Annotated in this window: 22 protein-coding genes; 16 read left to right on the top strand and 6 right to left on the bottom strand. The window is 43.7% G+C overall.

Annotated elements, in window-relative coordinates; genetic code table 11:
• The first annotated feature begins 131 nt into the window (after nucleotides 1-131).
• The 3 genes from IM473_RS08520 (at nucleotide 132) to IM473_RS08510 (ending at nucleotide 1,935) form a co-directional block, all read left to right on the top strand.
• Nucleotides 132-305 (top strand): DUF4160 domain-containing protein, encoded by a 174-nt coding sequence (locus IM473_RS08520; protein WP_287659534.1) that lies wholly within the window; start codon nucleotides 132-134, stop codon nucleotides 303-305.
• Nucleotides 265-528 carry a DUF2442 domain-containing protein gene (locus tag IM473_RS08515; RefSeq protein WP_287659533.1) on the top strand — a complete coding sequence of 88 codons (264 nt, stop codon included), beginning with the start codon at nucleotides 265-267 and terminating at the stop codon, nucleotides 526-528. The genes IM473_RS08520 and IM473_RS08515 overlap by 41 nt, the downstream gene beginning before the upstream one ends.
• Nucleotides 529-1,155: 627 nt before the next feature.
• Nucleotides 1,156-1,935, top strand: coding sequence for a hypothetical protein (locus IM473_RS08510; protein ID WP_158200737.1), 780 nt, complete (start codon nucleotides 1,156-1,158; stop codon nucleotides 1,933-1,935).
• A gap of 11 nt (nucleotides 1,936-1,946) precedes the next feature.
• On the opposite strand, the gene IM473_RS08505 is transcribed toward IM473_RS08510, so the two are convergent.
• On the bottom strand, nucleotides 1,947-4,247 hold the full coding sequence (locus tag IM473_RS08505; RefSeq protein WP_149985571.1) for an N-6 DNA methylase: 2,301 nt from the start codon (nucleotides 4,245-4,247) through the stop codon (nucleotides 1,947-1,949).
• 453 nt (nucleotides 4,248-4,700) lie between these two features.
• Here IM473_RS08505 and cobA point away from each other — a divergent pair, with 453 nt between their 5' ends.
• The 5 genes from cobA (at nucleotide 4,701) to IM473_RS08480 (ending at nucleotide 8,500) form a co-directional block, all read left to right on the top strand.
• Complete coding sequence (gene cobA, locus IM473_RS08500; RefSeq protein WP_287659532.1) at nucleotides 4,701-5,501, top strand: uroporphyrinogen-III C-methyltransferase; 801 nt, start codon at nucleotides 4,701-4,703, stop codon at nucleotides 5,499-5,501.
• Between the two features lie 10 nt (nucleotides 5,502-5,511).
• Nucleotides 5,512-5,931 (top strand): secondary thiamine-phosphate synthase enzyme YjbQ, encoded by a 420-nt coding sequence (locus IM473_RS08495; RefSeq protein ID WP_008201139.1) that lies wholly within the window; start codon nucleotides 5,512-5,514, stop codon nucleotides 5,929-5,931.
• Nucleotides 5,932-6,063: 132 nt separating this feature from the next.
• Entirely contained in the window at nucleotides 6,064-6,558 is a 495-nt protein-coding gene (locus tag IM473_RS08490; protein ID WP_004163740.1) for a photosystem I reaction center subunit III, read from the top strand.
• A gap of 45 nt (nucleotides 6,559-6,603) precedes the next feature.
• The gene (gene psaJ, locus IM473_RS08485; RefSeq protein ID WP_002738148.1) at nucleotides 6,604-6,732 is read left to right on the top strand and encodes a photosystem I reaction center subunit IX; all 129 of its coding nucleotides are present in this window, start codon (nucleotides 6,604-6,606) and stop codon (nucleotides 6,730-6,732) included.
• Nucleotides 6,733-6,898: 166 nt separating this feature from the next.
• Entirely contained in the window at nucleotides 6,899-8,500 is a 1,602-nt protein-coding gene (locus IM473_RS08480) for a peptide ligase PGM1-related protein (protein ID WP_287659552.1), read from the top strand.
• Here the strand turns inward: IM473_RS08480 and IM473_RS08475 are convergent.
• On the bottom strand, nucleotides 8,487-9,437 hold the full coding sequence (locus IM473_RS08475) for a glycosyltransferase family protein (protein WP_287659531.1): 951 nt from the start codon (nucleotides 9,435-9,437) through the stop codon (nucleotides 8,487-8,489). The genes IM473_RS08480 and IM473_RS08475 overlap by 14 nt on opposite strands.
• Nucleotides 9,438-9,504: 67 nt before the next feature.
• Entirely contained in the window at nucleotides 9,505-9,717 is a 213-nt protein-coding gene (sipA, locus tag IM473_RS08470; protein ID WP_272083350.1) for a regulatory protein SipA, read from the bottom strand.
• Between the two features lie 189 nt (nucleotides 9,718-9,906).
• On the opposite strand from sipA, the gene IM473_RS08465 reads away from it, so the two are divergent.
• From IM473_RS08465 to IM473_RS08455, 3 genes are all read left to right on the top strand, one after another.
• On the top strand, nucleotides 9,907-11,115 hold the full coding sequence (locus tag IM473_RS08465; RefSeq protein ID WP_287659530.1) for a PEP-CTERM sorting domain-containing protein: 1,209 nt from the start codon (nucleotides 9,907-9,909) through the stop codon (nucleotides 11,113-11,115).
• Between the two features lie 176 nt (nucleotides 11,116-11,291).
• On the top strand, nucleotides 11,292-11,537 hold the full coding sequence (locus IM473_RS08460; RefSeq protein ID WP_002770804.1) for a UPF0175 family protein: 246 nt from the start codon (nucleotides 11,292-11,294) through the stop codon (nucleotides 11,535-11,537).
• Nucleotides 11,534-12,034 (top strand): PIN domain-containing protein, encoded by a 501-nt coding sequence (locus tag IM473_RS08455; protein ID WP_272083349.1) that lies wholly within the window; start codon nucleotides 11,534-11,536, stop codon nucleotides 12,032-12,034. The genes IM473_RS08460 and IM473_RS08455 overlap by 4 nt, the downstream gene beginning before the upstream one ends.
• Before the next feature lie 179 nt (nucleotides 12,035-12,213).
• Here IM473_RS08455 and IM473_RS08450 read toward each other — a convergent pair whose 3' ends face one another.
• Both IM473_RS08450 and IM473_RS08445 read right to left on the bottom strand, forming a co-directional pair.
• Nucleotides 12,214-13,113: an amino acid ABC transporter substrate-binding protein gene (locus tag IM473_RS08450; protein WP_287659529.1), complete on the bottom strand. Its 900-nt coding sequence runs from the start codon at nucleotides 13,111-13,113 to the stop codon at nucleotides 12,214-12,216.
• A gap of 41 nt (nucleotides 13,114-13,154) precedes the next feature.
• Nucleotides 13,155-13,361, bottom strand: coding sequence for a hypothetical protein (locus IM473_RS08445; RefSeq protein ID WP_012267271.1), 207 nt, complete (start codon nucleotides 13,359-13,361; stop codon nucleotides 13,155-13,157).
• 265 nt (nucleotides 13,362-13,626) lie between these two features.
• On the opposite strand from IM473_RS08445, the gene IM473_RS08440 reads away from it, so the two are divergent.
• The 5 genes from IM473_RS08440 to IM473_RS08420 all read left to right on the top strand — a co-directional run bounded on the left by IM473_RS08440 (nucleotide 13,627) and on the right by IM473_RS08420 (nucleotide 19,288).
• Nucleotides 13,627-14,253 carry a TenA family protein gene (locus tag IM473_RS08440; protein ID WP_287659528.1) on the top strand — a complete coding sequence of 209 codons (627 nt, stop codon included), beginning with the start codon at nucleotides 13,627-13,629 and terminating at the stop codon, nucleotides 14,251-14,253.
• Between the two features lie 15 nt (nucleotides 14,254-14,268).
• A complete protein-coding gene (locus tag IM473_RS08435) occupies nucleotides 14,269-14,676 on the top strand; it encodes a DUF2605 domain-containing protein (RefSeq protein WP_287659527.1) in 408 nt (135 codons plus the stop codon).
• 98 nt (nucleotides 14,677-14,774) lie between these two features.
• The gene (locus IM473_RS08430; protein WP_002732775.1) at nucleotides 14,775-15,080 is read left to right on the top strand and encodes a DUF2973 domain-containing protein; all 306 of its coding nucleotides are present in this window, start codon (nucleotides 14,775-14,777) and stop codon (nucleotides 15,078-15,080) included.
• A gap of 11 nt (nucleotides 15,081-15,091) precedes the next feature.
• The gene (locus IM473_RS08425; RefSeq protein WP_287659526.1) at nucleotides 15,092-15,745 is read left to right on the top strand and encodes a YqiA/YcfP family alpha/beta fold hydrolase; all 654 of its coding nucleotides are present in this window, start codon (nucleotides 15,092-15,094) and stop codon (nucleotides 15,743-15,745) included.
• Nucleotides 15,746-15,751: 6 nt separating this feature from the next.
• Nucleotides 15,752-19,288, top strand: coding sequence for a helicase-related protein (locus IM473_RS08420; protein WP_287659524.1), 3,537 nt, complete (start codon nucleotides 15,752-15,754; stop codon nucleotides 19,286-19,288).
• 5 nt (nucleotides 19,289-19,293) lie between these two features.
• Here IM473_RS08420 and IM473_RS08415 read toward each other — a convergent pair.
• Nucleotides 19,294-19,527: hypothetical protein (locus IM473_RS08415; protein ID WP_287690411.1), on the bottom strand; the 234-nt coding region annotated here is incomplete at its 5' end.

Below are 19,527 nucleotides of genomic sequence, written 5' to 3'. Positions count from 1 at the left end.
TTTTTAACTTAATATTTGCTATAATAAACAGAGCGTAAGCATCAATCATCCTGATTAGATGTCTGCTGAGTCCAAATGTTTTCCGAGAAGATGGCTATCGCTTCTTTTTCTTTTCCCGCGAAGAAACAAGAATGCACGTTCATGTTCATTGTGCAGAAGGAGAAGCTAAATTTTGGCTGGAACCACAAATTGAATTAGCTCGTAATCATAACCTATCTCGAAAACAACTTCAAGCGATAGAAACTATTATTGAGGAACGACAAAATGAACTTAGAAATGCTTGGACAAAACACTTCTCAAGCTGAAGTAACTCATATTTCTTCTCATGGAATATGGATTCTGGCAAACAATGAAGAAATGTTCCTTTCCTATCAAGATTTTCCTTGGCTTCAAGATGTACCTATTAGACAAATTTTAAATATACAAGAGCCTTTTCCTAATCATTTTTATTGGACAGATTTAGATGTAGATTTCAGCAAAGAAATTATTAAAAATCCTGAGAGATTTCCTTTAAAAGCTAAATTCTAGTTTTTATCTTTAATTAAGTTTTTGCCGTAGATGCCACCTTAAAACGCCAAGTGAAACGGACTCATTCTCTTAAACAAGAACCCAAAAAAGTAGGCTAAAATGTCTTTTAATATGATTGATTCTCCCTTAATTTTAAGAATGAAACGACCCTATCTTATTAAGGGGGGATTAAGGAGGCAGGGGGGATCGAACCTAAAATCCATCTTCAATTTAATTATAACCAGCTACTTACCAGCTCTGTTTTTAATAGCATGATTAACTCCCAATCCAACTTGAAAAACCCGCTCCCTTCTCCACACTGCTGTAACAAAAAACAACTATCCCCCGATAGCGATCGCTAAAAGTCGAATAATTGTAAATTTTTGTCAAGGGGTGCGGTCAGATCGAAGAATCATCGCTAGAATGAGTCTAGTTGTCAGAAATTTAGTTCAACAAGGTTTTTGACAAGATGCTAATCTGGCTAACAGGCTTTTGGGCGTGATATAGGGAAAAGTTCTGGCGATTGCGCCTAAATGGAGTGATATACCGAAAGTTGACCCATAATATGTAGTTATACAGCTATAGTCCCTGCATCCCTAGCTCAAAAATGTTACACTGAGCAGCCGAATTTATTGAACCATACTATAGATGACATTACCTTCTCTCCAAAGTTTGCTTTTAGCATCTGAAAAAGATATTGAACAAATTAGTGATTATTTTGATGCTCTGGTGAAAGAAGCAGTAGCAAGAATAAATCGAGGCTTTAGCATCAAGCGATTAATAAAGCAGCCTCGCAGTATCGAACCGTTACCTACAGAAATGAGGCAGTTATCGAGCTATCGCACTCGTATCGGAACAATGCTTGAATATGGCTTAAGCACGGCTATCACTGAGATACTTGAGGAACGCTATAACTCTTTATTTTTCTTTACATTTGCAACCTCCCATGAGTATCCAGATTTTTATTTTCGAGATTCATCTTTAATCCCTTTACTACGTTTAGAAATGAAAGCTGTAGATGCTGAATCTGATGAGCAAGCTGCACGCTTCGGTACGCCGACAATATGGATTAACGACGAGCAAGATTTACTCTTATTAGTAGCATGGGAGTGGACAAAAATAACACTAGAAAATGGCAGTCTTGGAGAATATCCCCATATTTTCTCAAGCTTGGTAGTGCCGGCGGGAGACATAGCAAGAGAGCGCGACATACGCCTAGAAATTACTGGGGGAAAAATCGAAGGAGAGAAGACTTTAGTTTTTAGTAGTCGCAGTCAACAGTATGTTGCTGATCCAGGCAACTATGGAAAGTTTTGGCGAATTGTTCATGCATCTAGAATTGGTTCCCCAGATCTACACCTTTCTATTCAGAAATTTTTAATTTTCCTGCGCTCAGTTGATGAAAAAGCTGCCAGAAAAAGGTTTTAAAGTTTGAATTGTCAGTCAGATGGGCAAAGCTTTTCGGATGAAAAACTAAAGGCTGAATCTAAAAAATTAATGCCCCGTTGAAGTTCATCCTCACTACGTCTTTGGCTCTCTAGGTAACTTTGATGTGCGATCTTATGTGCAGTTACTATTTCACGTTGTACGGCTAAAGGTGGCAAAGGAATTCTAGCCCCTAAAACTGCTGATCGGTTGACTCGAGGTCTACCTGTACCAGAAATTTGATAAACTAGCTGACCATAAACTATGTCACTTCTCAAGAGTATTGCCAAATATTCATTATCTACTTCAAATTGATCGATCAATGCTCCATAGCTAATTTTATCCTTTAGGTGATTGTCATTACTAGAAGTGGAAATTGTCCGAAAAACAAAGCATTCAGACGAAGCATATCCATCTTCTTCCAAGGCTTCTAATAAAATACATTTCCTCAATTCTGGACGGAGCTTTGAAAATAGAATATCTCCGCCCTTGAATAACTTGACATTGCTTTTTATCTGATTTCCAAAAACTTCAGAGACAACATATTCACCAGTTCTTGATGAAATATCTGCCAAACCAATATAACGCCATAGATCATAAGGATCTGCTTTGTCAGGTACTACAGATATATTACGCTCAACGACTAGTTCTGCAAGCTTAGGTGTTGGATATTTTGAACGCTTTAGAGTTCTTTCTGCTATAGATCTAGAAGGATGATGATACCCAACGTCAAGCCTATCTACAATAAGTTGATTAGACTTACTATAAAAACGTTCTGCCGGACAGACAAAGACTTTTGGAGATAAACTTCTTATAGAATTTTCTCCCTCTTTTTTGAAAGAATTCCAAGCATTAATTATGATTGGCAATTCATTATTTAGCACTAGGTTTCCTTTGTCATCATGACGAAAATTAGAATCGCCATTTGCCTTTCGACCAACTTCTTTGACTTCGGCCATGAAGATAGAAGGTTGGGCTTCTGTTTTAGACTTGCTGCGTTTTCTGAGGAATAGAATTGATGTTTTGACAGATGCATATGGTTTAAATGTAACTTCTGGCAAGCTAATTACAGCTTCAATTATGCAATATCTGAAGATCAAATCACGAGTATCATGATTTGTTTTTCCGTTTAAAATACTGTCATCTACAACTATTGCCAATCGTCCACTTCCACTTTTCAACCACTTGATGCAGCGTTCTATGAATAGAACTCCACGCCTCCTTGATGCTTTTCCTCTTCCAAGTTCGTAGGTACATAGTGCAGTCTCGTCTGAAAAATCACTGCCAAACGGAGGGTTAGTAATTACTACATCAAAACCACTCTCTGGTATGAGTTCATTTAGCTTGTCATTGTAGCCAAGAGAACCACCATCATTTAGGTAGTGAATCGTATTAATGCTCCCCCCATGCATTATGGTATTCATTTGTGCAACCCATGCCATTCGTTTATCAATTTCAAAACCTATAATCTTCTGATTTAGGTTTATTGACTTGAATGTTTCAATTAGAAAGCCGCCACTACCACAAGCAGGATCACAAATATATATTGTATCTTCTGTCGAAGATGTCATAGCAGAAACTAAACCAACCATAAATTCAACAACTGTTCTAGGTGTGAAAAATTGTTGATGGTCAGTTTTCTCAAAAGTATTTCTGACTAGTTCTTCATACATGAAGCCTTTAATATCAGCTTCAACTTCGGAAAGTTTAATATTCCACAGTAGTCTACATACCTTAGCAATCGCAATTTTGTCCTCCCCAAGGGAACTGTGACCATTGAGCAATTCTTTCGGAAAATAGCTGATAGCGTCTTGATAAATTTCTTTGATTTTTTCATATATATCGTCAAATGAAGAAAAATCTTTAATGGAAAATTTAGATACTTGTTTTGGATCGTCTATTTCGATTTTTTCCATGTAAAGTTTTGAGTATAAAATCTTCGTTATCTCTTCAAAACGTTCCAGTAACCCACCCCCCATAGAATCTCTAAAGGCAGCATTCATTTGTCTCGTTAGAAAACGTAGTGATCGTAAATCTAGTGTGATCGATTTCTCTTTCTTTTCTTCATCAGATCTTTTGGCTCTTTCCTCATTAAAGAGGGGAATTTGTAGAACATTTTCAGATATTGTTGTCCCAAAACGTCGCTCTTGGAGTAAACAAGTTATATCCTCTGCTCGGTAGAGGCGATAGCTATTTATTGGATCTCTAGATGGCTTAAGCTTACCTGCCTTGTCCCAGTTCCTGAGTGTCGTTGTCGTTACACCCAGTAAATCAGCGGCCTCGCTAACCGTAAAAAACTGCTTCTGCTCTTTCATGTTTTTATAAGGTTTGACTTCGATCTAAATTGTATAACCTTATAAGATGTTGTGCAATCATGAAGAGCCTCATGCACTCTGACGTTACTCAAGCTGTATAACACGTCACGGCAGCGGACGGACTAAAGCCGATTCGGGGGCAAAGGTTATCTGCCGCCGCTTATCTTAGCCGTTATACTGAATCGGTTTTTAATAGCATGATTAACTCCCAATCCCACTGGAAAAACCCGCTCCCTTTTCCCCACTTTCCACTCCCCCATACCTGTTAAACCGGATTTGGTATCAGAGCGATCGCTAGATTAAAGGTTAAGTAATGTTAAGATCATAATTCTTCATGAAGAAAGCGCATGATCGCCGAGTAACTGTAGTCAAAAATACCAAATTTTGCCCCAGTCACAATAAAGTAGGGATCAAGCGCATTCGATCGAAGCAAGAATTTTCTCCCCAGTATCTATGAATCAATCAGAAAGTTGCGGTAAGGTCTATCTCGTCGGTGCGGGTCCCGGAGATCCCGGTTTGTTGACCTTAAAAGCGAAAGTTCTCCTAGAAAATGCCGATGTTGTCCTCTATGATGCCCTAGTCAGCCCCTCGATTCTAGCCATGATTAACCCCGAGGCCGAACAAATCCATGCGGGTAAGCGTCGCGGTCGTCATTCTCTAGTACAGGAGGAAATCACCGCTTTACTGATCGAGAAGGCCCAGACTAATGCTGTGGTTGTTCGTCTCAAGGGGGGTGATCCCTTTGTTTTTGGTCGCGGGGGTGAAGAAATGCTCGATCTGATTGCGGCCGGAATTAGCGTCGAGATCGTGCCGGGGATCACTTCAGGAATTGCCGTGCCTGCCTACGCCGGTATTCCCCTCACCCATCGCGATTATAGTTCTTCCGTTACCTTCGTCACCGGCCACGAGATGGCGGGTAAATATCGTCCTCAAGTTAACTGGTCAGCGATCGCCCATGGCGCAGAAACAATTGTTGTTTACATGGGTGTGCATAATTTACCCTATATTATCGGCGAGTTGACCAAGGCGGGCAGAAGTCCAGAAACACCGATCGCCCTGATTCGCTGGGGAACAACACCGCAGCAACAGCAGTTAATCGGTACTTTCACTACGATTATGGACCAGATCGAAGCCACCGGCTTTGAGTCCCCAGCGATCGCTGTTATCGGTGCAGTGGTGAACCTTCACGATCTCTTGCAAGCGGGACAACCTTTGCTCTCCAGGACAATCCCCCCTACACCCATTTCTCCCTGATTCGGTTTCCATGCGTCAATATCAAAAATCCCTGACGATTACCACCAGTCCCAAGAATTTCCATCGTCTCACTGCCCCCATAGAGGCGATCGTGGCTGAATCGGGCATAACGACGGGATTATGCAGTATATTTGTCTGTCACACCTCCGCTTCTTTGCTGATCCAAGAAAATGCCGATCCCGATGTTCTCACGGATTTGGCCAATTTCTTCGCCAAGTTAGTGCCGGAAGATAGCAGTCTCTACTATCACTCTACCGAAGGGCCAGACGATATGCCCGCTCACATTCGCTCGGTGCTAACCCGGACATCGGAACAAATCCCGATCGCTAGAGGTAAATTAGTTTTAGGGATCTGGCAAGGTATCTATCTCTGGGAACATCGTCAGAGTCGTCACCAAAGGCAAGTGGTGGTTCATATCACCGGGGTCTGAAGCGTTGCGTATAGTTTTGTAATAGAAACTTTACTCGTACCCCTCATCGGAGTAAGATTTTTTCCGTGTACGATCAAATTGTTCGCTTTTTGAACAAAGAACTTCATATTTCGTAACAAAAGGAAACAATTTATGCGAAAATTGTTCGCTCTGGCCCTGGTGCTATCTCTCTGGTTCACCTTTGCCGCTCCAGCGTCGGCTGATTTGTCTAATCTGACCCCTTGTAGCGAAAATCCCGCTTTCCTACAAAAAGCGAAGAGTTTCCGCAACACCACTCCTGACCCCGAATCGGGAGCCAAACGCGCTCAAACCTACTCCCAAGCTCTCTGTGGACCGGAAGGCTATCCTCACCTAATTGTGGATGGTCGTTGGGATCACATGGGCGATTTCTTTATCCCTAGCATCCTATTCCTGTACATTGCCGGTTGGATCGGTTGGGTTGGTCGGGCCTATTTAATCGCCGTACGCGACAGTAAAGATGCCGAAATGAAGGAAATCATCATCGATGTTCCCCTCGCTTTGAGCAAAATGTTAACGGGGTTCCTCTGGCCGTTGGCGGCTTTACAAGAAGCCACTTCCGGTAAATTAACCGTTAAGGATTCGGAAATTACCGTTTCCCCTCGTTAATTTTTGTGTCAAACCCTTGACTTTTTATTCCCTAGGAGAACTCAGATGGAAGGACTTACTAAATTTCTCTCGTCCGCACCCGTGTTAATTATGGCGCTGCTGACTTTCACCGCCGGGATTTTAATCGAATTTAATCGCTTTTATCCCGATCTCTTATTCCACCCGCTAGGTTAAAGCCAATCTCAGGTGATTAAAGGGGATACAGAGTCCACTGTATCCCTTTTTAAGGGCAACGATCGGAGGGATTGGGAGAATATTAAGAAAAGAAAGGCACTGGAGACGACGGGGGCTAAAAATCGATAAGATACAGGTGTCTGCAACCACAGAGGTGGGACAAACCATGCTGTTAGATAGAGATTTGATGCTAGAAAAGCGGCTGCGGTATCAAGAATTACAAGAAAAATTAAAAGAGATTTGGCAGGGAGAAAACGTTCCCGAATCCGATGAATGCGATTATGATATCCTAGTTGTCCCTTCTTTTAGTATCGATCAGAGAGTCGGTCAAAAAGTGGCGGGTTTTTTACATTACGAAGAAAGATTATTATTTTCTCTGATTCGGTTGCGACATCCGAAAACTCGTTTAATCTATGTAACAGCGCAGCCACTTTCGCGGATGGTGATTGATTATTACCTGCAATTGTTGCCTGGGATTCCTTTTTCCCATGCTAATAATCGTCTGTTATTACTGACAACTCACGATAACTCTTTTCAACCTTTAACCAAAAAAATTCTGGAAAGACCGCGCTTAGTAGCAAGAATTCGGCAAGCGTTACGTCGAGATCGTGCCTACATGGTTTGTTTTAATTCTACTAATTTAGAGCGAGAATTGTCTTTACAATTAGATATTCCTTTATTTGCCTGTAGTCCAGATTTATTGTATTGGGGTTCTAAAAGTGGCAGTCGCGAGATTTTTGGTCAAGGCAATATTCCCCATCCTGACGGTAGTTTACAGGTAAATACGGTTAAAGATTTGTTGTATGAGGCAGCTAGTTTGTGGTCCCGTCAACCGCAACTAAAACGCATGGTAGTTAAGTTAAATGAGGGGTTATCGGGAGAAGGAAATGCGGTTTTAGATTTACGTCCTTTAGGGGGAATTGTTGATAGTAACAGTCTAGATTTAAGCGAGAGAATCAATCTCTTGGCTAAACTATTAGAGAAAATGAGTTTTCAAGCAAGGGATGAAAATTGGGAGAGTTTTTCCGGCAGAATTGCTGAATTAGGCGCAATTGTCGAAGCTTTTATTGAAGGAGAAGAAAAGCGATCGCCGAGTGTGCAAGGTTATATTACACCCACGGGGGAAGTGAATATTCTTTCTACTCACGATCAAATTTTAGGCGGTCCCGATGGTCAAATTTATCTAGGTTGTCATTTTCCTGCCGATGAAAATTATCGCCTACAATTACAGGAATTAGGCCTAAAAATAGGGGAAATTCTGGCAGCCAAGGGGGCAATTGAACGCTATGGAGTTGATTTCGTCGCTGTGAAGAATCCAGAAACTTTAGTCTGGGATTTACAGGCGATCGAAATTAATCTGCGAAAAGGAGGAACCACCCATCCTTTCATGACTTTGAAACTTTTAACTAATGGTAAATACGATCAAGAAACCGGATTATTTTTCAGTCAACCTCACCAAGAAAAGTATTATATTGCCTCCGATAATCTCCACAAACCCCAATACAAAGGTTTACTTCCCGATGATTTAATGGATATTATTGCTAAACATCACTTGCATTTTGATAGTAGCAGTAAAACAGGAACAGTTTTTCATCTCATGGGTGCGCTGTCAGAATTTGGTAAATTAGGGTTAACTTGTATCGGCAATTCTAGTGAGGAAGCTGCGGCAATTTATCAGCGTGTGGAACAGGTGTTAGATTGGGAAACAGAGCATAGTTCCATAAATTTAGGTTATTATTATTCTGGATTACCGATCACTTGGATATAGAAGGTTTTTCTGGCAAGAATTTGCGTTTTAGGGAATCGATAGCTCGTCCGGGTACTTCCGTCGCTTGAGCGAGAATTAAATTCCAAAGATAACCGTATTTAGGAAAATTTCTCAGGAGAATCACCTCGGCAATAAAGTAAAAACGTTTAGTTCTTTTATACTCAGGAGGATTATCTTCAATCCGCAGTTGTTCGGCTATTTCTGGCAGCCAATGACCGATAGTTTTACCTTGCTCAAAAAACTTGGCCTGAATATATAAACCTAGTAATCTATCTAAACACCAAAAGGGAATATATTTAATCGGACCAGTGACACTCATGGAAGCGGTAATCTCTTTAACTGCCGGTTGTACCAGTTCGTTTTTCCAAACTTTTTTATCAAAGTTTTCCATGTGAGGGCCCTTGTGATCTCGACGTTTCCCGATCAGGGCGCTAGGATTAAAAGGATTATCTAAAGGAGCGATCGGTGCTTCTAATAAATAAGTATTCTCTTTAAATAAGTTACTATTATTTTCTCTTCTGCTACAGATAGCTAAACTTTTTACATCGGGAATTGTTGGCCAAGGACTCTCTAATTTTTCTCGTTCACCGTAGGGAAATCCACGTCTGGCTAATCGCAATACCCAACTGTTGGGAAAGCGTTCAAAATAGTCTTTAACTAAGGTGACGATCTCCGGGTGTAAATATTCATCGCAATTGATTGTGAGAATATAAGTACCTCTGGCATTTAAAAATCCTGTACTTCTTTGAATAATTTCACCTCGTAAAGCACAGACAATCTGTTTCATGCGTGGATCATTGACTGGGGAAGGTTTGACTCCGGGAGGATGAACTAAAATAAATTCTATATCTCCCTTGACTTTCAACAATTCTCCTAGCCAATGTTCGCCAAATCCCTCGCGCATCGGGATAACGATCGATAGAAAAGTATTGGACATAAATTAACTCTTTAGATTTGCCTGTGATTTATCAAAGTTGTCTTGACCGCGATGCACTTAATCTGGTTTAAATAGCTTCTAAATATTTGCTATCGAGCAGAAATGAGCCTCGATCGAATTTTACACCCCAATAACCCCCCGGCCGGCGATCAATAACCGTGCCGATATCGTCGATATCGAGCAGCTCTGGCGGCCGTAACATAGGCATGGGATCGGCGGTTTTCAGGTAAGGGGGAATGGCAATCAGACGGACTTTTCCCCCGATGCTAATTTCACTCATGGTACTGGCTAGATGCGATCGTGACATCGTATCTCAACTTAGCATATTTCAAATCATTCTCAAGATAGATTCCCTAGGGAATAGGTGTTGTGTAAGCTGTTGCCATCCGCCTTTGGCGTTAGGTTGGGGTGTTGCCTGACCTAGCGGCGAGGGGATAATCGCAATACGAAATCTGCTAGAGCAATAATCATGAAAATCACTCATAAACTCTTGTTCTCTTCCTGGCTCTTACTGGGTGTCACGGTAGCCCCATCCCAAGTATTGGCAGGACCGTTTGTTCCTCAAGGACCGTTTGTCCAACCTGCACCTGGACCGGGTATTCCATGGCCAAAAAATGTTCCGGGTAAAGAATACAGCGATCGCTTTGACAAAGACACTCAAGAACCGCCAGTTCTAGATCCAGAACAGAATATTTACTGGGATGGCAATGGTGGTCGGCAAGATGCCTTCGACTATAGTGGCTCTCGCGCAGGTGATACTGTTACGGCAAGGGAAGTAGATGCCTTAGCTAATCATCAAGATGCCCTATTCTGGGATGTCATTGCTAATCGAGCCGCCCTACTATTCTCGACTGGTTCGACGGTAGTACCTGCGAATCCCCTTTTTGTAGGTAATATCGCTTATAACCAGCTTGGAAAACATGAAAAAAGTGTTCTTTTTGAATCGATTGGCGGGGGGACTGGTTTTTGGGCAACGCCTCCGCAAATTGATCAAGAGGGAGTTAACGATCTCGATGGTTTGGAGGTGTGGAGTTCTGTATCACCAACGTCTTCTCAATACCCTTCTCCAGCAGATCCGACTCCTGATGATGCTGATATGTACTCTTTGTTGGGAGATCCCCTTATTAACGGTATAAGAACGTCAGTATGGTACTATAACCCCATTACCCAGATCAGCAACTCCTATATTACTGCTGGTCAGATTGCCACAGCAATTAGCCCATTTATTCCGCCGACATATACTGGTGATATCGCTAATATCCTTGATCTGGATGGTTTAATGGTCTTTGATCAAGGTAGTGTAGGTCAGTGGGATCAGGGTGATGCTATTCTGTTTAGTCTTATGCCGATAGATCTCGTTGGACAAGACCCAAATAATCCATCAATATTGGATGGAGTAATCACACCCAACGTTAATGGAGGCGATATCGATGGCGGGGAAATTTGGTCTTGGCGATTTGGTCAAGCTGCTCAATTCCTCTTTCACGGTGGGCATCTCTGGGATACAGCTTTCAATGTCAGACAGGCTACCGGGGCAGTGAATGAAAATATAGATGCTTTAGAAGCTGTCGCCGTTCCCGAACCCTCTACATTCCTCAGCTTATTAACCCTCGGCACTCTCGGTGCAGCTTCAACCCTGAAGCGCAAACTAAAATCATCCAAAACATCAGAAAACTAAACCACAAAAGTAGGCTAAATTGCTTACCAAAGTGTAATTAATGTCCCTTCATTCAGTCAGTTGAGGGGGTTTATTTTTTGTCCATGTTTCTATTCATTAAATTTTATTAATAAATCGATCACAAGTATTTTTTTGTGATAGAATAGGGGCGTTTCATGCAAATATCATAAATTCTAATGACTATTGTGATTCCCAACGAAATTATACAAGCAACAGGAAAAAACGAGCAACTGTTGCAACTAGAACTGGCAATCATTATGTTTAGAGATTATCATATCAGTAGCGCAAAAGCGGCTGATTTTGCCAACTTATCTTTAATTGAATTTCGTCAAGAAGTCGCCAAGAGGAATATTTGTGTAAATTATGATAGTGTAGATTGGCAACAAGAATTACAAACCTTAAAAACCTTAGGTGATCTGTGATTGTTGTTAGTAACACCTCTCCGATTACCAGTTTAGCTGCTATCGGCTATCTTAACTTGCTCCATGATATCTATGGAACAATTATTATTCCAGTGGCTGTTTATGAAGAAATGACAGGATTAGGTTATTCAGTTCCTGGCACTATTGAAGTTCAAACCCTATCCTGGATAGAAAAGCGAGAGTTAGAGAATCGGTTATTATTAGAAGAATTACAGAAGGAATTACACCGAGGAGAATCAGAAACCATAGCTTTAGCGATTTCTTCAAATGCTGATAGAGTAATTATAGACGAGAACCCTGGCAGAAAGAAAGCAATTAGTTTAGGATTGAATGTTATTGGAATTTTAGGTATTTTATTAATTGCCAAAAGAAGAAGATTAATTCCTACTATTCAGCCGTTAATGGATGATTTGATTTTTAAAGCAGGTTTCCGTGTTAATCAAATATTGTATTTAGACATATTAAAAACAGCGCAAGAAATTGAGGAAAACCAATAACTAAAGCCTTCAAAATCTTCTTATTTAATTGTTGCTAACTAACAGTTGAGGGGGTTTATTTTTTACCTTTATTAATCAAATCCAACTTTAAAAACCCACTTCCCCACTTCCTACTTCCCCATTCATAATTCCCACTTTCCTCTTGCCTTTTTCAATCGGTTCCTAAAAAGGTCTTGATTTTAGGGAAATACAGTTAAAGGAATCCATTCGTAGGTGTTGACAATGCCTTGAAAATAATCATTAATAGTCTCTCTGGAATAGGGAACAACCCCGTCTTCACCAAACCAACGTTCATAAATTGTCACCGCTTGTTGTTGGTCACTGACGATCCCTTCCATGAATTTTAATAGCGTATAATTCACTGTATCCCGCCATTTAGAATCATTCTCAGGTAAAGTACAGGCATAGGATTCGTAGGCGTAGGGATAGGAGGGAACTATGGCTAAATTATTGGGATTTTTAGCGCTTTTCCTTAAGCCTTCTAGGGTAATGCCATCACTGGCAAAACCATCAATTTCTCCCGCTTCTAGTTTTTGTAAACCCTCGCCACGATTTTTAACTTTGACCAAAATAGCGGCGGGTTGTTGGGTTTTAATTACTGCTTCATTAGTAGTATTGGCAATCACTCCAATGCGTCTGCCTGCCAAGCTACCGATGTCATCAAGATTACTACCTTTGCGGGTGAGTAATTGAGTGCCACTGGCAAAGTAACTAACGGAAAAATCCACTTCATTTTCTCTTTTCCAAGTAAAAGTAGTGGAGCCACATTCGATATCGATAACCCCTGTTTTCAACTTTTCAAAACGATTTTGGGGAGTAATCTCAACAATTTTTAACTTAATTGGTTTTCCTAACTTCCGTTCGGTTTCTTTGCGAATTAACTCTAACATATCAAGGCTGTAACCCACCCACTTGCCTTGGGAGTTGACAAAACCAAAGGGAATAGCATCTTTACGAGCGCCCGCAGTAATTACCCCAGTTTTTTGAATGCGATCAAAGATTGCTCCCGCAAGGCTAGAATGGTTACTGGTGACGGTTAAAGCTACTGTCATCGTCATGACGGCAAGTGTACGCTTCATTTTTTTTCCTAATCTGAAAGTGACTCAAGTCTGGGACTGTTTCAGGAGACGGAGAGTTTCCCAGAGGAAGATTTTTCAGAGGAGATTGCTGGGGACAAAAAAAGAGGAGAGATGTTACTCTCTCCCCCCTTCAGTTTTTTCGACAGCATTTTAAATTGTTTTTTCAGTTGTCGCTGTCGGGCCGAACCGCCCTTGCCTTTGTCGTTACGTCCCTGACGGCGGGGGGACTCCCATCGCTTAAGTCGCATAGTTTTTAATTCCAATTTAGTCAGTTATCTTTATTTTAACAGGGTTAACGTCGGTTTGGGTTAAGGAAATCAAGGGATGACAACTCAGGCTCTCTGTCATACTAAATCCGGTTATTAAAAACTGATTATTTATTCCCCCTTTTGCCTTTTGCCTCTTGCCTTTTGCCTGTCCTTATAAGTAGCCTATGCTCAACGGATTTAGTATCACCCTGTGAGATGCTGAACTCTAGTTAACCAACCTTGTCCACCTAATTAGTATTTTCCCATGCTTAGTCAGCAACTTTGGCACAGCCATCAAGATCTAGTACAAGCTTGTCTAGAACACCCTTTTGTGCGAGGTATCGCCACAGGAGAGCTTAAACGGGACTGTTTCGCTTTCTATGTCGGTCAAGATGCTTTTTTTCTGGAATCTTTCGCCCGTGCTTACAGTATCGCCGCTGCTAAAGCTCCTGATTGGCAGGGATTTACTAGCTTTCATCGGTTAGCGGCGGGGGTATTAACGGAATTAGAATTACATGAAAATTACGCTTTACAGTGGGGGGTTGACCTGAGAAAGGTTCAGCCCGCTAATGCCACCCGTCGCTATACGGATTTTCTTCTCGCTACCGCTTGGATGGGTGACATCGGTGCGATTGCCGTGGCGATGAGTCCCTGTATGCGTCTTTATGCTTATCTGGGTCAACAATTAGCCTTAGAGCCGATTTCTGAGAATCCTTATCAAGCTTGGATTGATAGTTATAGTGGGGATGAATTCGCATCTTTAGCAAGCCAGTTAGAGGAATTGGCGGATAAATACGCCTTGATGACGGAAAATATCTCTTTATCCTATCTTTATGCCCTTAGTTGTGAACTGGATTTCTTTAGTGCCGCCTACAGCCGGGGCAAATCTTAAAGTTTTCCCGTCATAATGTTAAGAAATATAAATAACGCTAAGATTAAGGTAAGCAAAATCGTCATTATAAAAATAATGTTCCCTTCGCAACCCGCCGAAAACGAACTCCTGAAAACCATCTTGGAACCTCTACTAGAGGATTTCACCTATTGGTTTTCCCGTTCCCGTCTTCTCCTCGAATCCGAGAGATTATCCTTTCTCAGCATTGAGGAACAAGACGATTTATTAGCAAGAGTCAAAAACGCTCAACAGGAGGTAGCCACGGCTCATTTACTCTTTAAAACCACAGGTGGTCAGGTGGGTATCGAGGCCAAGATGTTGTTGCCTTGGCATCAGTTGGTGGCAGAGTGTTGGGGTGTCAGCAGTCGTCGTCGTCGATTACAGGGTTGGGGAGAATATCAATCTCCTCAAACTGACGCTTAACCTGAAACTTTTTGGTAAGCTAGAGAGTTAAGCGAATTTTTAGCATAAAGTTTTGGCAATTAGGAATATTCACACATAATTCATGGGAGACTTGGTCAATGCTACATCTGCTCTATATCCTCGCCTTCACGGTTATCGCTTTTTTGACCATTAATAATTTAATTCGGAGTCTGATTACTGTCAGCATGGATTCCCAGAAACGTCCTGCTAAATCGGCTAATTCCTATAATCCCTACGGTTATCCCATGACTTCCCATCCCGAACTTTTGGACGAGGCCGGACAACCGATTAATGAACCTCTGTTAGTGATTCGTTCTCTCACTGTGGAAGATGCTCGTCAGCAGTTGGATGCCATTTATAATTCTTCTCCCAGTGCCACCAAAGAGCAAGACGAAGAAATCTAATTGGTTCTAGAATGGCAGTCCTTGAAAACAGATATATTTATCTACACGGTTTTGCTTCTGGCCCCCAATCAACAAAAGCGCAATTTTTGAGACATTGTTGGCAAAAGAGGGGTTTAGCGATGGAAATTCCCGATCTTAACGGTGATGATTTTTCTAGCTTAACTCTCACTCGTCAGATTGTTCAAGTCGGCCAATTGATTGAACAATCTCAGTTTCCCGTTACTCTGATTGGTTCCAGTTTTGGCGGTTTAACGGCAGCTTGGCTGGCAGAAACTTATTCTCAGGTGCAAAGGCTCGTTTTATTAGCTCCCGCTTTTAATTTTGGGCCGATTTGGTTAGGACAATTGGGAGCAGAAACCCTAGCCAATTGGCAAAAATCTGGGAGTTTATCGGTTTATCACTACAGTTATCGTCGTTATCTGCCAATTGATTACAAGTTTATTGAGGATTTAGCTAATTATCCCCAAGAAAAGTTAATCAGGCAGCTCCCCACCCTAATTATTCATGGCAGTGACGATGAGGTGATTCCCCCAGAAAATAGTCGCCATTATGCTTTTTCTCGTCCTTGGGTACAGTTAATCGAATTAGATAGCGATCATGCCCTTACCGATGTTTTGACAAGGATATGGGCTGAAATGCAATTATTCCTAGACATCGGTCTTTAGGCGATCATGACTAAACTTGAGGAACTAACGAGCGGCTCTATTGTCAACGGCATTCTGCCCAATCAAAGCATTACCGTCATCGAGGCCAAGTGGCATGGCAGCGACGCGGTAGAACTGACCTACAAAGATACCAACGGACAACCCTACACAGAACTGCTCTTTCGATACCGAGAGCCAACCCTAGAGATTCTCACCGAAGGAAGACCGTGGGGTTTCGATGGCGACGGAGCTTTGCTGCGCCTAGTTTCCGAAGCCCATCGCATCCGGTTGGCCTACCTGTTTGACCCGCTTCTAGCCGTCCATACCTCTCTGGTGGAACCACTCCCTCATCAAATCACTGCTGTTTACGGTGAGATGCTCGATCGCCAACCCCTACGCTTTTTGTTGGCCGATGACCCCGGGGCTGGGAAAACCATCATGGCGGGATTGTTAATTCGAGAACTCCTGATTCGAGGTGACTTAGCGCGCTGCTTAATCGTCTGTCCAGGCAGCCTCGCAGTGCAGTGGCAAGATGAACTGCATAACAAATTTCACCTTCCCTTCGATATCCTCACCAACGACCGCCTCGAAACGGCCCGCACCGGCAACGCCCTCGCCGAAATGGGTCTGGTCATTGCCAGACTTGATAAACTCAGCCGTAATGACGACCTCCAGAAGAAACTCCAGCAGACTGATTGGGATCTGGTCATCTGCGATGAGGCCCACAAGATGTCCGCTTCTTTCTTTGGTGGGGAAATCAGGGAAACAAAGCGTTACAAATTGGGCAAACTCCTCTCTAGTGTTACCCGCCACTTCCTGCTGATGACCGCTACTCCCCACAACGGCAAAGAAGAAGACTTTCAGTTATTCCTAGCTCTACTCGATGGCGATCGCTTTGAGGGGCGATTCCGGGACGGAGTTCATGTATCAGATACTTCCGACCTGATGCGCCGTCTGGTCAAAGAAGAACTGCTTAAGTTTGACGGCAAGCCACTTTTCCCCGAAAGAATCGCCCACACGGTCAGTTACCCCCTCTCCGACCAAGAAGCGATCCTCTACAGTCGAGTCACCGAGTATGTACGCGAAGAATTTGACCGAGCCGAAGCCCTGGCCAACGACGGGCGCAAGGGGACAGTCGGCTTTGCCCTCACCATTTTGCAACGCCGCCTCGCCTCCTCTCCGGAAGCCATCTATCAATCCTTGAAACGACGACGAGAACGGCTGCAAAAGCGACTCCGAGAAGAAGAACTGCTCAAGCGAGGCCAGTCGCTGGAGATAGAATTTGCTACCGTCCTTGACCAAGACGACATCGATGACGACTTTGAGGATACCGACAGCAGCGAGCGGGAGGCTACGGTCGAGGAGGTGGTCGATCAGGCCACAGCATCGCGTACCATTGCCGAACTACAGATTGAAATCGCCCTGCTGAAAAAGCTTGAAGACCTAGCCAATACCGTTCGACGGAGCGGAAAAGACCGTAAGTGGGAAGAGTTTTCCCATCTTCTGCAGGATGAAGCGGAGATGTTCGATGCAGGAGGGTACCGCCGCAAAATAGTCGTCTTCACCGAACACAGAGACACCCTCAACTACCTGAAAGAGCGGATCAGTACACTCCTTGGCAACCCAGAAGCTGTTGTCACCATTCACGGTGGCATGGGTCGGGAAGACCGCAAAAAAGCCGAAGAAGGCTTCAAGCAAGACGTAGGAGTACAGGTACTTCTGGCCACCGATGCCGCCGGAGAAGGGATCAACCTGCAACGAGCGCATCTCATGGTCAATTATGACCTACCCTGGAACCCAAACCGCCTAGAACAGCGATTCGGTCGTATTCACCGGATTGGACAGACCGAGGTTTGTCATCTCTGGAATTTGGTGGCTCACGAAACCCGTGAGGGAGATGTGTATCGGACGCTCCTCGAAAAACTCGAAGCCGAACAAAAAGCTTTAGGCGGACGGGTGTTCGACGTTTTAGGCAAAGCCATTGCGGGAAAAGAATTGCGCGAACTTCTCATCCAAGCCATCCGTTACGGCGATCGCCCAGATATAAAAGCACGCTTAAACGAAGTCATCTCTGAAAAGCTCGATCAAGATAGGCTAAGGGAATTGCTGGAAGAACGCGCCCTAGCAAGGGATTCGATGGATGCTTCCAAGGTTCAGAAAATTCGAGAAGATATGGAGCGAGCCGAAGCCAGACGGTTACAGCCGCACTTCATCGCCGCATTTTTCCTGGAAGCCTTCCAACGCTTAGGCGGCACCCTACGCCAGCGAGAGCCAAAGCGATACGAAATTACCAACGTCCCCGCCGTTATCCGTAACAGAGACCGCTCTTTAGGGATAGGAGAGCCAATTCTCAAACGCTATGAGCGCATCTGTTTTGATAAAGACCTGATTAGTGTTCCGGGTAAACCCGTTGCTACCTTTGTCTGTCCCGGCCATCCCCTGTTAGATGCCACTATCGATCTTGTCTTGGAACGGCATCGGGAATTACTCAGACGGGGGGCTATCCTAGTTGATGACAGTGATCCGAGCGAGGAAATTCGGGCGCTGGTGTACTTAGAACACGCCATTCAAGACGCTCGGCTAAATCCCGATGGCAGACGGCGGGTGGTGTCGCGGCGAATGCAATATGTGGAGATGACCGTAGGGGAAGTTGAACCACAAAGACACGAAGGACACAAAGGGGGGAATGCCGGGTTTGCGCCTTATTTGGATTATCGGCCCCTGGAGGAGGATGAAGTTCCGTTGGTGGAACCGATTATCAACTCGCTTGGCATTGGTAATGATATTGAGAGCAAGGCTACCAGTTATGCGATCGCTAATCTGGTGGCTCCTCACCTTCAGGAGGTACGGCAGCGCAAGGAAGAGTTAATTGAAAAGACCCTTATAGCAGTTAAAGACCGTCTGACCAAGGAGATCAACTACTGGGATCATCGGGCAGCCCAGTTGCGCCTACAGGAAGAAGCGGGGAAGACAAATGCGCGGATCAATTCCAACAAAGCCCAGATGCGGGCCGATGAACTACAAACGCGGTTGCAAAAGCGCTTGTCTGAATTGGAGCAGGAGCGTCATTTATCCCCATCGCCGCCGGTGGTGGTGGGGGCAGCCCTCATCGTACCGGGGGGACTGTTAGGGCGACTTTTAGGCAAGCCAATGTTTGCCCGGGAGACAAAGCGCGTCGAGCAGCTGGCAATGGCGGCAGTCATGGCGGCCGAAAAAGCTTTGGGGTATGAACCGCGGGATGTGAGCGCCGAGAAATGCGGCTATGACATCGAATCGCGCAGGACCGGAACAGGCCGCTTACGGTTTATCGAAGTCAAGGGTAGAGTAGAAGGAGCAGAGACGGTGACTGTCACCAAGAACGAGATCCTTGCATCCTTTAACAAGCCAGAGGATTTTCTGCTGGCTTTGGTTTCCGTTTCTCCCTCAGAGGAGGTTAAGGTCAGGTATGTGCGCCAGCCGTTTCAGAGAGAGCCGGATTCTGGGGCGTGTAGTGTTAATTATGATTGGGGAGAGTTATGGGACAGGGGGGATATGATTGAACCACAAAGGCACGAAGGTCACTAAGGGGATTAACCACAAAGGCACGAAGGACACGAAGATAGAAGAACCACAAAGGCACGAAGGACACTAAGGGGATTAACCACAAAGGCACAAAGGACACGAAGGGGATTAACCACAAAGGCACGAAGGACACTAAGGGGATTAACCACAAAGGCACGAAGGACACTAAGGGGATTAACCACAAAGGCACGAAGGACACTAAGGGGATTAACCACAAAGACACGAAGGACACTAAGGTTATG

Source organism: Microcystis sp. M015S2 (assembly GCF_020245945.1).
Taxonomy (GTDB): domain Bacteria; phylum Cyanobacteriota; class Cyanobacteriia; order Cyanobacteriales; family Microcystaceae; genus Microcystis.
The sequence above is the reverse complement of the archived record's forward strand: the minus strand, read 5'-3'. Positions and strand labels throughout refer to the sequence as shown.